The sequence below is a fragment of the Kosakonia sp. H02 genome, from assembly GCA_030704225.1.
Lineage (GTDB): Bacteria > Pseudomonadota > Gammaproteobacteria > Enterobacterales > Enterobacteriaceae > Kosakonia.
In genome coordinates this window covers 4053544-4068045 of sequence record CP131915.1, presented here as the reverse complement: position 1 = coordinate 4068045, position 14502 = coordinate 4053544, and the positions used below count along the sequence as shown (strand labels likewise).

The window sequence follows — 14502 nt, the reverse complement described above, 5'->3', positions numbered from 1 at the left end:
CTTTTCCCTGGGGCTGACTACTCTTCTTCGCCGTCCACATGCGTGCGGATCAGCGCCATAAACTCCTGGCCGAAACGCTCGAGTTTGCGCATTCCCACGCCGTTCACGCTGAGCATTTCGCCTGGTGACAACGGCATCTGCTCCGCCATTTCAATCAGCGTTGCATCGTTAAACACCACGTAAGGCGGGATGTTTTCTTCGTCAGCAATCGCTTTGCGCAATTTGCGCAGCTTGGCAAACAGCTTGCGGTCATAGTTGCCGACCGCCGCTTTCTGCATCACTTTTGATTTCAGCGCGACCATGCGCGGTACCGCCAGCTTTAGCGGCACTTCACCACGTAGTAGCGGACGCGCGGCTTCCGTAAGCTGTAGCGCTGAATATTGAGCGATGTTTTGCGTGGCGAAACCTAAATGGATCAACTGGCGGATCACACTTACCCAATGTTCGTGGCTTTGATCGCGCCCAATCCCGTACACCGGCAGTTTGTCGTGGCCCATCTCACGGATACGCTGATTATTCGCCCCGCGCAGCACTTCCACCACGTAACCCATGCCGAAGCGCTGGTTAACGCGATAAATGGCCGACAGCGCTTTTTGCGCATCCTGCAAACCATCGTACTGGCGCGGCGGATCGAGACAGATATCGCAGTTGCCGCACGGCTCCTGACGCCCTTCACCAAAATAGTTGAGCAACACCAGACGGCGGCAGGTTTGCGCTTCGGCAAACGCCCCCATCGCGTTGAGTTTATGACGTTCGATATCCTGAAGCGGCCCGGCGGCTTTCTCTTCCAGGCAGCGGCGCAGCCAGGCCATATCTGCCGGATCGTAAAACAGCATCGCTTCCGCTGGCAGGCCATCGCGCCCGGCGCGGCCCGTTTCCTGGTAATAGGATTCGATATTGCGCGGAATGTCGAAATGCACCACGAAGCGCACGTTGGGCTTGTTGATGCCCATGCCGAAGGCGACAGTTGCCACCACGATTTGCAAATCGTCGCGCTGGAACTGCTCCTGCACCCGCGCGCGCACGGTATTCTCAAGCCCGGCGTGATAGGCCGCCGCGCTAAAACCCCGGCTTTGCAGGCGCGCGGCGGTGTCTTCCACTTTCGCCCGACTGTTGCAATAAATGATGCCGCATTTGCCGCGCTGCTCCTGCACGTAACGCAGCAGTTGATCGAGCGGCTTAAATTTTTCCATCAGCATGTAGCGGATGTTCGGGCGGTCGAAGCTGCTGACCTGAATCAGCGGATCGTTGAGGCCCAGCAGACGTTCGATATCGCGACGCGTGGTGTCATCGGCAGTGGCGGTCAAGGCCATAAACGGCACAGACGGCAGCATCTGGCGCAGTTGACCGAGCGCGGCATATTCCGGGCGGAAATCGTGGCCCCACTGCGAGATACAGTGCGCTTCGTCCACGGCGAGCAGGACCGGGTTCCACTGGCGCAACTGGTCAAGGAAGTTGTCGAGCATCAGGCGCTCGGGGGCGATATAAAGCAGACGAATCTGCCCGTTACGACAGCCGTTAATCACGTCAAACTGCTGTTCACGGCTTTGGCTGGAGTTCAGACAAGCCGCCGCCACGCCGTTGGCGAGCAACTGGTCGACCTGATCTTTCATCAATGAAATAAGCGGGGAAACGACCACCGTCAGGCCATCCAGCACCAGCGCCGGAATTTGATAGCACAGCGATTTGCCGCCGCCGGTTGGCATTACCACCAGGCAATCGCGACCGCCGAGTACGGTGTCGATAATATCCTGTTGGCCAGGGCGGAATTGCTGGTAGCCAAAGGTCTCTTGCAAAACCTGTTTAGCCAGCGATTCCTGATTTAATACTTCCGCCTGCGCCACAATGACCCCATTTGCCTGAAATAAAAACAGGCGCTATTTTCAGCGCCTGCGATGGAAACTGCAATGCTTAAAACAGATCGTTGAGCATCACGCCTACGCCGACGCGCGTCTGATTGAAATTGTAGTCAATCAGCGATTCGCCATAGCCGCTATAAACCTGAGTATAGAGGCGAACGTGTTTAGAGACCGGGTAGCTCAGGCCGATTTCCGCGCCGCCGTAGCCGGTGTTCCAGTTGTACTGGCCTTTGGCGCTGAGAATAGCATCACCAATTTCATAACCGATTTTGAGTTGGTAATAGCCCATGTACTTGGTGATATCCGGGTTGTCATCGGTCGAGCCGACAACATACCAGGGCTTCACTTCCACCAGCCAGCTACCGTTTTGCGCCATTAAACGGCTGTAAACGCGGTTCCAGCTACGGGAAGTTGGATCGGAGCGGCCGTTTGAGTCGTGGTTATAGCCAAACTCCACATCGCGCAGCGTCCAGCCCGCCAGTTCATAATCTGTCGCGAAACCGAGGAACAGTTGCGGTTCATAGTTGGTTTCACGGAACGGGGAAGATTCGCCGCTATTGGAGAGCTGCCACCAGGATTTTTGCGTATAGGACGCCCCCAGAACCGAGTTTGGCCCGAGAATGCCGCGCCAGAACGGGAACGCCAGGCTGAGCTGGAACTTCACTTCATCTTTACGCGCGTTATCAGACCAGTTGTAGGTGCGAATCGCCTCTTTGTTCAGATCGCTGGTATAGCTATAGAGAAGGTAATTCGATTCATAGGGATAGAGCGTGAACGGATTGTCATGCTCCTGCAATAAATTGGCGATGATGCTGCCGCGCACGGCAGGCGCGTCGTGCACTTCCTTAACTGTCGCTTCTTGTGCGTATGCCATAAACGGCAGTGCAAGCACTGCGCAAAACCAACCCAGCCATGTCCGCATCGGTTTTATGCTCCCGGATTATTGTTGAATTAAAGAATTTCTCCGCACGTATTCTACATATTTATTGAGTCACTGCTCATGAATCGATTGTTTGAGTAGAAATCAACAAACAATGAGCATAAAATTAACACTCTTTTAACTCATCGGATCAGATCGTTATGTCAGCGGTTCTCACAGCCGAGCAAGCCCTACAACTGGTGGGCGAGATTTTTGTCTATCACATGCCTTTTAACCGTGCGTTAGGCCTTGAGCTGGAGCGGTATGAAAAAGAGTACGCGCAGTTGAATTTTAATAACCAACCTATGATGGTCGGCAACTGGGCGCAAAGTATTCTCCACGGCGGTGTTATCGCCTCCGCGCTGGATGTCGCCGCAGGCCTGGTCTGCGTTGGCAGCACCTTAACCCGCCATGAAACCATTAGCGAAGATGAGCTGCGCCAGCGTTTGTCGCGCATGGGAACTATTGATTTGCGCGTCGATTACCTGCGCCCCGGACGCGGCACGCGCTTTACCGCCAGCAGCAGTTTGTTGCGCGCAGGCAATAAAGTCGCCGTCGCCCGTGTAGAGCTGCATAACGAAGAGCAAGTCCATATCGCCAGCGCAACGGCTACCTATATGGTGGGGTGAGTGGGCCTGAGAATTCAGGTAACATGCGTTTACTTTTCAGCAAAGAGTGTTCCTGATGGATGCTAAACAGACGCGGCTCGGCGTGTTACTCGCCCTCGCCGCTTATTTTATTTGGGGCGTTGCCCCGGCCTATTTCAAACTGATCTGGTACGTTCCGGCCGATGAAATCCTGACCCATCGCGTTATCTGGTCATTCTTCTTTATGCTGGCCCTGATTAGCGTCAGCCGTCAGTGGAAAAGCGTAAAAGCCCTGCTGCAAAAACCGAAAAAGATCCTGCTGTTGGCGCTCTCGGCGGTACTGGTGGGCGGCAACTGGTTGCTGTTTATCTGGGCGGTTAACCATAACCATATGCTGGAAGCCAGCCTCGGTTACTTTATTAACCCGCTGGTGAATATTCTGCTGGGGATGCTGTTTTTGGGTGAGCGTTTTCGCCGTATGCAGTGGCTGGCGGTGTTGCTGGCGGCGATCGGCGTGCTGGTTCAACTCTGGACATTCGGTTCGCTGCCTATCATCGCGCTTGGTCTGGCGTTTAGCTTCGCCTTTTACGGCCTGCTGCGTAAGAAGATTGCGGTGGATGCACAAACCGGCATGTTGGTGGAAACGTTGTGGCTACTGCCGGTCGCGGCAATTTGGCTGTTCGGCATTACCGACAGCCCGACCAGCCATATGGGACAAAACAGTCTGTCGCTGAACCTGCTGCTGATGGCGGCAGGCGTGGTGACGACCATTCCGCTGCTGTGCTTTACCGGTGCGGCAACGCGTCTGCGCCTCTCGACGCTCGGTTTCTTCCAGTATATTGGCCCGACGCTGATGTTCCTGCTGGCGGTCGCTTTCTATGGTGAGCATCCTGGCCCGGACAAAATGGTGACCTTTGGCTTTATCTGGCTGGCGCTGGCCATTTTTATCCTGGATGCAATTTATACCCAGCGCGGTTTGCGCAAAAGCCGCTAATTTTCTTTACACGTCAAATAAAAGACCACCTCCTCAGGAGGTGGTCTTTTACTATTACAGCCAGTTACGGCGTTTGAAGTAGAGATAGGGCGCAAGGCCCGCGAGGATCATAAAGATAATCGCGCCGGGGTAGCCGAAGCTCCAGTGCAGCTCGGGCATAAACTCAAAGTTCATACCGTAGCTGGAAGCCACCAGCGTTGGCGGCAGGAACACCACCGAAACCACCGAGAAGATTTTGATAATGCGGTTCTGCTCGATATTGATAAAGCCCATTGCCGCCTGCATCAGGAAGTTCACTTTCTGGAACAGGGATTCGTTGTGCGGCAACAGGGATTCGATATCGCGCAGGATCTCACGCGCTTGCTCAAGCTGACCTGCCGGTAAACGCGCCTTACGCACAAGGAAGTTCAGCGCGCGCTGGGTATCCATCAAACACAAACGGACTTTCCAGCCAACGTCTTCCTGCTCTGCCAGTTTTGACAGCGCGTCGTCGTACTCGTCGCCCTGCTGGCCTTCCATAATGACGCGGCTCAGCTTTTCCAGATCGCTGTAAATGTTTTCGATTTCATCTGCCAGCTGTTCGATTTTGGTTTCGAACAGATCAAGCAGCAGTTCATACGCGTTGCCGTCCACCATTTCCTGGCTGCGGGCGCGCATACGGTACAGGCGAAACGCGGGCAACTCGCGCTCGCGCAGGGTAAACAGGCGGCCTTCGCGGATGGTGAATGCTACCGTTGAGTTACCTGCGTGATCGTCCGCATCTTCATAAAAAAAGAAGGAGTGGATGTGCAGGCCGTCTTCGTCTTCAAAAAAACGCGCCGATGCTTCGATGTCTTCCAGTTCAGGTCGCGTGGCCAGGTTCTGGCCCAAATCCGTTTGCACGCGGGTACGTTCTTCATCGTCCGGCTCGACCAAATCAACCCAAACAGAGCTGGCGAGGTGTTTGATTTCGTCAGCCTCAAGGCGGGTTAAACGATTATTTTCCAGTTGAAATGCGCTCAGCATGGCCGGGACTCCCAATGCAAAAAATATCGGACAGTTCGCAGGGCACACAAGAAACGAATTGGGTTTCAGACCATTAAACAGTCTGACTCAGCGCGACGGGGATAAAGCGGGTCGCTGACAACCTCTAAGGCCATCAGCGTGAGGAGAAAGCCTTAGGAGTTGTTCCTGAAATCCAGGAAATTGAGCCAGCATCTACTGGGTGTGTCCAAGGCGAATGTCCTCTTAGCGTGATCGTGCGCGCATGTTACGCCAGCACTCATAAGGCGTCAACACGCAACGAAACGCTAAAGAACAATATTTGCCCTTCAACGTATAAGGCTAGCAGAACATTACAAAATAATGATATTTTTCTGAAAGTTACACGGTTTCCAGCTTCGCGTAAGCGGCGACCAGCCACTTGATGCCCTGCCCCTGGAACGCCACCTGTAAGCGGCTGTGTTCGCCGCTGCCTTCCATATTCACCACCGTGCCTTCGCCAAATTTCGCATGACGCACACGCTGGCCGAGTTTATAGCCGGTATCGCTCGCCACAATCGGGGTTCCCATACGCTGATGGCTTACCGGGCGGCTGACGCTGGCGCGCAAACGCACCTCCTCAATACACGCTTCCGGCAGCTCGCCGATAAAGCGCGACGGGCGGTGATACACCTCTTTGCCGTACAGTCGGCGCGTTTCCGCGTAGGTTAAGGTCAGTTTTTGCATCGCGCGCGTCACGCCGACGTAAGCCAGGCGACGCTCCTCTTCCAGACGCCCGCCTTCATCCAGCGACATCTGGCTCGGGAACATTCCCTCTTCCATACCGACGATAAACACCTGCGGGAACTCAAGGCCTTTTGCCGAGTGCATTGTCATTAATTGCACCGCGTCCTGCCAGGTGTCCGCCTGCCCTTCGCCCGCTTCCAGCGCAGCGTGAGAGAGGAACGCTTGTAGCGGCATTAAATCTTCATCTTCTTCGTTGTAGCTGAACTGGCGCGTCGCGGTAACCAGTTCCTCTAAGTTCTCAATACGCGTCTGGCCTTTCTCGCCCTTTTCCTGCTCGTACATTGACCGCAAGCCGGAATCACTGATAACCCGGTCGGTCTGCACGTGCAGCGGCATATCGGCTGTCTCTTGCGCCAGCGCATCAATCAATTCCAGGAACCGTTGCAGCGCGCTGGCTGCGCGGCCCGCCAGCGCCTTTTCTTGCAGTAGCTCACGCGTTGCCTGCCACATCGTCAACTGTCGTTCACGGGACGTCTGACGCACCACATCCAGCGTGCGATCGCCAATCCCGCGCGTCGGCGTATTCACCACGCGTTCAAACGCGGCATCGTCATTGCGGTTGGCAATCAGACGCAGATAGGAGAGCGCGTCTTTGATTTCCTGACGCTCGAAGAAGCGCATACCGCCATAAATGCGGTACGGCATACTCGCCTGCAATAACGCCTCTTCCAGCACGCGCGACTGGGCGTTGCTGCGATAGAGAATGGCGCACTGCGTCAGTTGCCCGCCATTGTCCTGCCAGGCTTTGATACGGTTAACCACAAAGCGCGCTTCATCCAGCTCGTTAAAGGCGCAGTAGAGCGAAATCGGTTCGCCATCAACACCTTCGGTCCACAGCTTTTTACCCAGACGCCCGTTGTTATTTTCAATCAGGGCGTTAGCGGCGCTCAGAATATTGCTGGTGGAGCGGTAGTTCTGCTCCAGGCGGATGGTTTGTGCACCGGGAAAATCATTGAGGAAGCGCTGGATGTTCTCCACCTGCGCGCCGCGCCAGCCGTAAATGGACTGATCGTCATCGCCGACGATCATCACTTTGCCGGTATCGCCCGCCAACAGGCGGATCCACGCGTATTGAATGTTGTTGGTATCCTGGAATTCGTCCACCAGGATATTGGTAAAGCGTTCGCGGTAGTGCTGCAAAATATGCGGCTTGTTCAGCCACAGCTCATGCGCGCGCAGCAGCAGCTCGGCAAAATCCACCAGCCCGGCGCGATCGCAGGCTTCCTGGTAGGCCTGGTAGACTTTCTGCCAGGTTTGCTCCACCGGATTACCGAAGCTTTGAATATGATGCGGGCGGATACCTTCATCTTTCTGGCCGTTGATGTACCACATCGCCTGACGCGGCGGCCACTGCTTCTCGTCGAGATTCATGGCTTTGATCAAGCGCTTGAGCAAGCGCAACTGATCTTCGCTGTCGAGGATCTGGAAATCCTGCGGCAGGTTAGCGTCCATATGGTGCGCACGCAGCAGGCGGTGCGCCAGGCCGTGGAAAGTACCGACCCACATGCCGCCCTGGGTGGTACCCATTAACTGACCGATGCGGTGGCGCATTTCCGCCGCCGCTTTGTTGGTAAAGGTGACCGCCATAATTGAGAATGGCGAACAGTTTTCGACGGTCATCAGCCATGCGATGCGGTGCACCAGCACGCGCGTCTTGCCGCTCCCCGCGCCCGCCAGCACCAGCATATTGCTGCGTGTCGCCGCTACGGCGTCGCGCTGTTTGTCATTGAGGCTGTCGAGCAGATAAGAAACGTCCATAGGTACCGTCGCGTAGTCATCAGGAATTGAACGAAACGCCCGGTGGCGCTTCGCTTACCGGGCCTACGTTACCGCAGGGCGGATAAGCGTAGCGCCATCCGCCAAAAACCCTGGTATTTTATACAGAACAATTGGTGATTATATCAGCGTCGTGAGGGATGCCAACCGCGAAATTTCCACATGCGGTAACAGGCGGCTGTCGCTGGCTTGCAGCAGATCGGCCCCTTCGGGTTTGATCCAGCAGGCCTGCATACCGCAGCGGATCGCCCCGGCAACATCGGTCGTCAGATCGTCGCCGACATGCAGAATATCCCCAGGCGCCACGCCAAGACGCTCCGCGGCCAGGTGATACATATCGCGAAACGGTTTTGAACGCCCGTCCGGCCCGGCGCGCAGCACAAATTTGAAGTATTCACCCAGGCCGAAAAGCGCCGGCTGCGCGTTGCCATTGGTGATCGCCACCAGCGGCCATTTTTCTGCCAGCTTTGCCAGTGTTTCGTGGGTTTCATCCGGGACATCAATGCGGCTGCGCCATTTAGCAAAGTTGACCATTGAGGCTTCCGCGCCCGCTGCGGCGTCTTCAGCGCTCAGCCCGGCGTCGAGCATTGCACGCTCAACCGCGCGTCGCCGCCACTCCGTCACATCGTGATAAATGTCCGGTTCGGTTTCACGCAGCGACTGGCGCAGGCGCTGAAACTCACTGTTTTCCAGGCTGCTCAGCGCCGGATGGTAACCCCGCACAAACGCCAGCGCCTCTTGCTCTGTTCGCTGAATAACCAGCCGGTTGTCATAAAGAGTGTCGTCCAGGTCAAACGTCATCGCAGCGATGTGACCTAATGGGCGGTAAAAACGCATTATTTCCCCCGTTTTGCGCGCGGATGCGCCGCATCGTAGACCGAAGCAAGGTGTTGAAAATCAAGGTGGGTATAAATTTGGGTGGTGGTCAGATTGGCGTGGCCGAGCAGCTCCTGCACGCCGCGCAGATCGCCGCTCGATTCCAGCATATGGGTAGCAAAAGAGTGGCGCAGCTTGTGCGGGTGCACATGGCTGTTCAGCCCCTGTTTGATGCCCCACTCGGCGAAGCGTTTTTGCACATTGCGCGCCGAGATACGCTTGCCGAGTTTCGACAGGAACAGGGCGTCGTCGTCTGCGCCAAACAGTTCGCGGAGATCCAGCCAGTGCTCAATCCAGGTGACAGCACTACGACCAATCGGTAAACGGCGCTCTTTGCTGCCTTTGCCCAGCACCCACACTTCACCGCTTTCCAGATCCAGATGCTTAATATCCAGATTGACCAGTTCCGATAAACGCAGGCCCGCGCCGTACATCACTTCCAGCATTGCGCGGTCACGCACCGCCAGCGGATCGTTAATATCAATATCCAGCAGCCGGTTCACATCATCGACATCAATGTTTTTCGGCAGATGACGCGGCGCTTTCGGCGCTGAAACGCCTTTCGCCGGGTTTGCAGACAGCTCGCCCTGGCTCACCATCCAGTCGAAGAAGCTGCGCAGCGCCGAGAGGCGCAATGCGAGGCTTGCCGCGCCCAGGCCTTTACGCCGACTGCGGGTGGCAATCGATCGCACCATCGCAGCGTCACAGTGTTGCCAGCTTTTCAGGCCGATGTCGTCGGCCAGCGCGATGATGGCATCAAGCTGACGCTGATAATTGAGCAAAGTGACAGGGCTAAGCTGGCGTTCGACGCCGAGATAGCGCAGAAAACGGCTAACGGGCAAAAGCAGCGGGGAACCGGTCATACGCGTTCGATCCAGCGCTCCAGCAGATCCGGCAGCATCTGCGCGATCTCCTCCAGCAACTGGGTGCCCTGGCCTGGTTGATAGTGGTGTATGTCCCGGCTACTGAACAGCACGACGCCAAGCGAGCCGTCCGGCCCCATCAATGACATCGCCACCGATCCAATGGCTTTTGCCTCGGGCAACAGTAGCAACAGTTCCGGCCCGTTTAGCGACCCGAGATAGTGATGTTGATGGCCCAAACGCTGGATACGCAGCGGCTCAAAGGCCTGACGCGAGAGAGCGAGATGGGTATAGCTTGAGGGCGCGCCCAGACGCCAGCGGTCCGGGAACAGACGAATCGTTGCGCCTGCCAGCCCCAAATCACGCGCCCAGCGATGAAAGCGGCTAAGCATCTCATCAAGGCTCGTGGCGGACGCCAGTCGCCCTTGCAGACGTAGCAGGCGATAGAACAGGCCTTCGTTTGCGCTGGCTTGTTCCATCAGCAGCGTCATGTTCTCTTCCAGCACATTGATGTGGTTACGCGAGCGCGCCATGTGCCATTCCACCAGAGAAACCGTGTCGCGCACCGCATGCGGCACGCGCATCTGTTCCACCAGCCGCGAATTACGGATAAAGAAGTCAGGATTATGCCGTAAGTACTCCGCAACGGCCTGCTCTTCCAGCTCCGTCAGCGCCTCCTGCAATTCTTCCCCTGGTTGCTTCATAGATGAATAAACCCGTCATAGACATGTGCCGCCGGGCCAGTCATAAACAACGGTTGGCCCGGGCCTTTCCATGCGATATCAAGTCGACCGCCTGGTAATTCCACGCGAACGTTTTCCGCCAGTAAACCCTGCTGAATGCCGATGGCAACAGCGGCGCAGGCCCCGCTTCCGCAGGCCTGTGTTTCACCCGCGCCGCGCTCAAAGACGCGCAGGCGGATATGATCTGGGTTGACGACCTGCATAAAACCGATATTGGCACGTTCTGGAAAACGCTCATGGCTTTCCAGCACTGGCCCCAGCGTTTCCACCGGTGCAGTATCCACGTCGTCCACCTGAAGTACGCAGTGCGGATTGCCCATTGATACAACGCCGCACAGCACGGTTTGCTCCGCCGCGCGCATGATATAGGTCTTTTCCGCTTTGTTCGCGCGAAACGGCACCTGCGACGGCTCGAAATTGGGCTCGCCCATATTCACGCGCACTAGTTCATCTTCCGTTACGCTCAATACCATACGCCCGTTCGCCGTACTGACGCGAATATCACGTTTATTGGTTAAGCCTTTCAGACGAACAAAACGAGCGAAACAGCGCGCGCCATTGCCGCACTGCGATACTTCGCTGCCATCGGCGTTGAAAATGCGGTAGTGAAAATCAAGTTCAGGATCATAAGGGGGTTCAACTACCAGCAGTTGATCAAACCCTACGCCAAGGTGACGATCCGCCAGACGACGGATCAACTCCGGGGAGAAAAAGACATTCTGCGTCACCGCGTCGACGACCATAAAATCGTTGCCAAGGCCATGCATTTTTGAGAACTGCATCATCTACTCCATTTACGCGGATACAGAACGGTAACGTCAATAATTCACCTGGGTCGGCGAGCCGGTATCGCCCCGATCGTTGCTATCCGGGATCGTCGTCTCGATGGTGCTTTCCTGATTTTTGGTGGGCGGCGGCGCGTTTTTATCTGCCGGAGGGAAGTAAAGCGGCCCTTTCAGACCACAACCCGTTAAGCTGAACAGAGTCAGCAGGACGGCCAGCGTGCGGAACACATCTTTCATTATCGTTGCCTGTAAGTTCGTTCTTTCTGCGCTCTATCATCGCAGGAGAAGACACAAAAGCAAGAGTTTGCGCGTTCAGGACACCGGGAAATGTTTCGCGTTATACTGCTGCCAACGTAAAAAAACGGGAAATCAGAATGAACGACAGTGAATTTCATCGCCTCGCCGACGGCCTGTGGCTCACCATTGAAGAACGCCTGGATGACTGGGACGGCGATAGCGATATCGACTGCGAAATCAATGGCGGCGTGTTAACCATCAGCTTTGAAAATGGCAGTAAAATCATCATTAACCGCCAGGAGCCGCTGCACCAGGTGTGGCTGGCAACCAAACAGGGCGGTTACCATTTTGATCTGCAAGGTGACGAATGGGTGTGCGACCGCAGTGGCGAAACGTTCTGGGATCTACTGGAGCAGGCAGCAAGCCAGCAAGCGGGCGAAACAGTAACGTTCCGTTAATCACGCATGCCCGGGTGTCCGGGCATCTTTTTAAGATTTTTAAGAGAAGTACTGCTGCAACAGTGGCGCGTCGTTATCCTGATTTGCCGGAGACGCGGTGCTGATCGTTTGATTGCGGAATGGGATCACCTGCGCACGCCCTTCAACATTCACAATCTGGTAGAACTGCGGCAGGTTGAAGTTGATAAAGCTTGAGCCGTAGGTGAAACGGTCATGGGAAGACGAGAAGAAGCGGCTCACGTCACGCACCAGTTCCTCTTTGCTGCCTTCGCAGTGGTGATAGACTTCCGCGCGATTGCTCTCATCCAGAATATAGATGTTAAAGCCCTCTTCGCCCGCCTCTTCAAAGAAGAACTGAATAATCCCTTCGCTGGCAAAACCGTCTACCACCGCCGGTAATTTGACGTGATTGGTTTCCACCTGTACCGACAGCCCGTGCAGCTTGTTGTGGGAAATCGCGCCGTAAAATTCGATGGCGTTTTCCAGTTTTTGTACCGAAACATTCAGGCGCTCAAAGAACAGGCCCCAGGTCTGACCGGCTACGCGCAGGGCTTTGAAGCGCCCCGTTTCCTGGCGCGTACTGGAAAGGCGCAGTTCAATACATTCGGAAACGAGTTGCTGTACGCGCGTGCGGATAAGGCCGCGCAAATGCTGGCTATAGCAGAACACTTCGACGCTATCCGGCGGCGCAGCGTCCTGGTGCATTTTGCCCAGAATCGTTTTCAGCGCTTCGATCATCGCCTGCTCGCCGTTGAAGTGCAGGGTTCGCACTTCATTCCACGAGTTGCGATACAGCAGATCCACGCTGCCCACCAGGCAGTTTTGCTGCTCACCGAAGCTAAAGACATCAAGCTTGCGGAAATCAAAATGCACCACCTGGTTACGGAACGCCGCAGTCGGGTCGTATTCCAGGTTAACAATGATCGCCAGATGGCGAATTTCGCAGGGGCTATAGAGTGCTTTCGGCGTCGGCGCGGGCAAACGCAGCGGGAAGTGATGGGAAACATCCGCCACCATTTCCTGCAACTTCGGCAAATCAACAATGCCGTTGCCTTTAATAAACAGATGCGTACGCGATGTCAGCAGGCCGTTGAACCAGGCCCAGGCCACCAGTTTGTTCAGGTAGCGGTTATATTCCAGCGGCTGGTGGCTGACGATGGAGTCCATGTTCGGCGCGCGGTTGTAGAGATACCAACCCGTACGGTTGGCACGACCCGGCGGCACATGAATAAAGGTCAAATTCGGTTCGGAAAGATCCGGTGAAATTTGCGGGTTCACCAGCGTGACTTTCCCCGGCAGAGCTTCAAACGCCGCGTACAGTTTACGGGTCAACACCCCGATATCCTGCGGACTGGCGGAAACGCTCAGGTTATTGCGGCGGGCGAAGCGGATCAGGTTACGGTAGCTCTGCATCATCGCATCGAGCAGTTCGTTGTGCGCTTCGCGTACCTGATCGATTTTCCAGTTTGCGCGGTTATCAAGCATTGCAACGCGCGCGTCGTCCCAACCCCACTCTCTCACCAATTGCGTGATTACTTCACGACGCCAGCCAACGCAGGCGCGCTCGCGGCTCAGTTTCTCGCACACTTTTAAATAGAAACATCGACGCACCAGGTCGAGACGCGTGGTGTCTTCAATGGCTTCCAGGTAATGAGTTACGCGTTCCAGCATCATGCAGTAGTGATCGAGACCGAACGAGACGATCTCGCCATCATGCAGGCGCTGTTTGATGTCTTTCGCCAGCAGGCGCGTATTGGGATATTCCCAGGAATAGGCTTCGAGCAGCAGGGTTTTCAACACCGCTTTGTACGGTGAATCGATACTTTTATAGAGCTGCCACAGGCTGGCACCGAAATACTCTTCCGCAGAGAGCGAGCTTAAGCCGCCCAGGTCCAGCCATTCATTCGGCGTCAGCACGCCCTGCGCGTAAAGCGTCATCACATAATCGTCGTAATGCTCTTCTTCGTCGCCCGGCACCATATTCCACAGAATACGTTTACCGGCCAGGCGCACGGCGGTGCGGTAAAACTCGTCCAGCAATAAGATATGCTGCGTTGAGCCGCAATCTTCGCCGCCGAGACTGCCACTTTCGTTATGGCGGAAACGGTTTTCATCAATCAGGAAGAAACTGACTTCAACGCCCAGCGAGGCAGCCCAGCTTTCCAGCAGGCTGCATTTGCGCTGTAACAGTTGGCGCTCTTCGTTATCGAGCCAGGATTGATGACAGACCCAGATATCCAGGTCAGAAGAACAGCTTTGCCCAACCGAAGAGGTGCTGCCCATGGAGTAAACGCCCGTAATCGGCAGTTCGCCTTGCGGCGACTCCTGCGCGGGCAGGCCACGGTTCAGCTCAAGTTCGTTCAGGTAGTGAAGTTGGTTTTCATCAGGCGTGTAAAGGCAAATGCCCTGGGGAACGTTACCTTCGAGGTAGCCCGGCATCAGCGGATGGTGATAGTGCAGTAATGTCGGCAGCAGACTGTATACCTGCTGAAAGGCAGGGCCCATGGCAGCAAGCGCGCGATCCACACGCAGTTGATTAATGGCATCCAGTCGCTGTTTTAGAGTCTCAATATAGAGGTACAAGACATATCGCCTGATGTTTATACACGTCTTTCAAGCTGATGTTTTGTAGGCTGTA

General features: G+C 55.6%; 13 protein-coding genes. 3 read left to right on the top strand and 10 right to left on the bottom strand.

What is annotated here, in order from left to right:
- Positions 1–17: 17 nt before the first annotated feature.
- Both recQ and pldA read right to left on the bottom strand, forming a co-directional pair.
- The gene (gene recQ / locus Q5705_19075; GenBank protein ID WLI76646.1) at positions 18–1844 is read right to left on the bottom strand and encodes an ATP-dependent DNA helicase RecQ; all 1827 of its coding nucleotides are present in this window, start codon (positions 1842–1844) and stop codon (positions 18–20) included.
- Between the two features lie 67 nt (positions 1845–1911).
- Positions 1912–2781 (bottom strand): phospholipase A, encoded by an 870-nt coding sequence (pldA, locus tag Q5705_19070; GenBank protein WLI76645.1) that lies wholly within the window; start codon positions 2779–2781, stop codon positions 1912–1914.
- Positions 2782–2939: 158 nt separating this feature from the next.
- Here pldA and yigI point away from each other — a divergent pair, with 158 nt between their 5' ends.
- Together yigI and rarD are read left to right on the top strand one after the other, a co-directional pair.
- Complete coding sequence (gene yigI, locus Q5705_19065; protein ID WLI76644.1) at positions 2940–3407, top strand: acyl-CoA thioesterase YigI; 468 nt, start codon at positions 2940–2942, stop codon at positions 3405–3407.
- Between the two features lie 55 nt (positions 3408–3462).
- Positions 3463–4359, top strand: coding sequence for an EamA family transporter RarD (rarD, locus tag Q5705_19060; GenBank protein ID WLI76643.1), 897 nt, complete (start codon positions 3463–3465; stop codon positions 4357–4359).
- 54 nt (positions 4360–4413) lie between these two features.
- On the opposite strand, the gene corA is transcribed toward rarD, so the two are convergent.
- From corA to Q5705_19025, 7 genes are all read right to left on the bottom strand, one after another.
- The gene (gene corA / locus Q5705_19055; GenBank protein WLI76642.1) at positions 4414–5364 is read right to left on the bottom strand and encodes a magnesium/cobalt transporter CorA; all 951 of its coding nucleotides are present in this window, start codon (positions 5362–5364) and stop codon (positions 4414–4416) included.
- Between the two features lie 357 nt (positions 5365–5721).
- A complete protein-coding gene (gene uvrD, locus Q5705_19050) occupies positions 5722–7884 on the bottom strand; it encodes a DNA helicase II (GenBank protein WLI76641.1) in 2163 nt (720 codons plus the stop codon).
- Positions 7885–8022: 138 nt separating this feature from the next.
- Positions 8023–8739 carry a 5-amino-6-(5-phospho-D-ribitylamino)uracil phosphatase YigB gene (yigB, locus tag Q5705_19045; protein WLI76640.1) on the bottom strand — a complete coding sequence of 239 codons (717 nt, stop codon included), beginning with the start codon at positions 8737–8739 and terminating at the stop codon, positions 8023–8025.
- Entirely contained in the window at positions 8739–9641 is a 903-nt protein-coding gene (gene xerC, locus Q5705_19040) for a tyrosine recombinase XerC (GenBank protein ID WLI76639.1), read from the bottom strand. The genes yigB and xerC overlap by 1 nt, the downstream gene beginning before the upstream one ends.
- Entirely contained in the window at positions 9638–10345 is a 708-nt protein-coding gene (locus tag Q5705_19035) for a DUF484 domain-containing protein (GenBank protein ID WLI76638.1), read from the bottom strand. The genes xerC and Q5705_19035 overlap by 4 nt, the downstream gene beginning before the upstream one ends.
- The gene (gene dapF, locus Q5705_19030) at positions 10342–11166 is read right to left on the bottom strand and encodes a diaminopimelate epimerase (protein ID WLI76637.1); all 825 of its coding nucleotides are present in this window, start codon (positions 11164–11166) and stop codon (positions 10342–10344) included. Before dapF ends, Q5705_19035 begins: the two co-directional genes overlap by 4 nt.
- A 36-nt stretch (positions 11167–11202) precedes the next feature.
- Positions 11203–11406 (bottom strand): lipoprotein, encoded by a 204-nt coding sequence (locus Q5705_19025; protein ID WLI76636.1) that lies wholly within the window; start codon positions 11404–11406, stop codon positions 11203–11205.
- A 137-nt stretch (positions 11407–11543) separates the two neighbouring features.
- Between Q5705_19025 and cyaY the strand changes: the two genes are divergently transcribed.
- Positions 11544–11864: an iron donor protein CyaY gene (cyaY, locus tag Q5705_19020; GenBank protein ID WLI76635.1), complete on the top strand. Its 321-nt coding sequence runs from the start codon at positions 11544–11546 to the stop codon at positions 11862–11864.
- Between the two features lie 39 nt (positions 11865–11903).
- Here cyaY and cyaA read toward each other — a convergent pair whose 3' ends face one another.
- Positions 11904–14447 (bottom strand): class I adenylate cyclase, encoded by a 2544-nt coding sequence (gene cyaA, locus Q5705_19015; protein ID WLI76634.1) that lies wholly within the window; start codon positions 14445–14447, stop codon positions 11904–11906.
- Between the last annotated feature and the right edge of the window lie 55 nt (positions 14448–14502).

Bases quoted from the DNA above. Each gene is read 5' to 3' on its own strand.
- dapF (WLI76637.1), bottom strand. From the start codon at position 11,166: ATGCAGTTCTCAAAAATGCATGGCCTTGGCAACGATTTTATGGTCGTC.
- cyaY (WLI76635.1), top strand. From the start codon at position 11,544: ATGAACGACAGTGAATTTCATCGCCTCGCCGACGGCCTGTGGCTCACC.
- yigB (WLI76640.1), bottom strand. From the start codon at position 8,739: ATGCGTTTTTACCGCCCATTAGGTCACATCGCTGCGATGACGTTTGAC.
- corA (WLI76642.1), bottom strand. From the start codon at position 5,364: ATGCTGAGCGCATTTCAACTGGAAAATAATCGTTTAACCCGCCTTGAG.
- Q5705_19025 (WLI76636.1), bottom strand. From the start codon at position 11,406: ATGAAAGATGTGTTCCGCACGCTGGCCGTCCTGCTGACTCTGTTCAGC.
- uvrD (WLI76641.1), bottom strand. From the start codon at position 7,884: ATGGACGTTTCTTATCTGCTCGACAGCCTCAATGACAAACAGCGCGAC.
- Q5705_19035 (WLI76638.1), bottom strand. From the start codon at position 10,345: ATGAAGCAACCAGGGGAAGAATTGCAGGAGGCGCTGACGGAGCTGGAA.
- yigI (WLI76644.1), top strand. From the start codon at position 2,940: ATGTCAGCGGTTCTCACAGCCGAGCAAGCCCTACAACTGGTGGGCGAG.
- pldA (WLI76645.1), bottom strand. From the start codon at position 2,781: ATGCGGACATGGCTGGGTTGGTTTTGCGCAGTGCTTGCACTGCCGTTT.
- xerC (WLI76639.1), bottom strand. From the start codon at position 9,641: ATGACCGGTTCCCCGCTGCTTTTGCCCGTTAGCCGTTTTCTGCGCTAT.
- rarD (WLI76643.1), top strand. From the start codon at position 3,463: ATGGATGCTAAACAGACGCGGCTCGGCGTGTTACTCGCCCTCGCCGCT.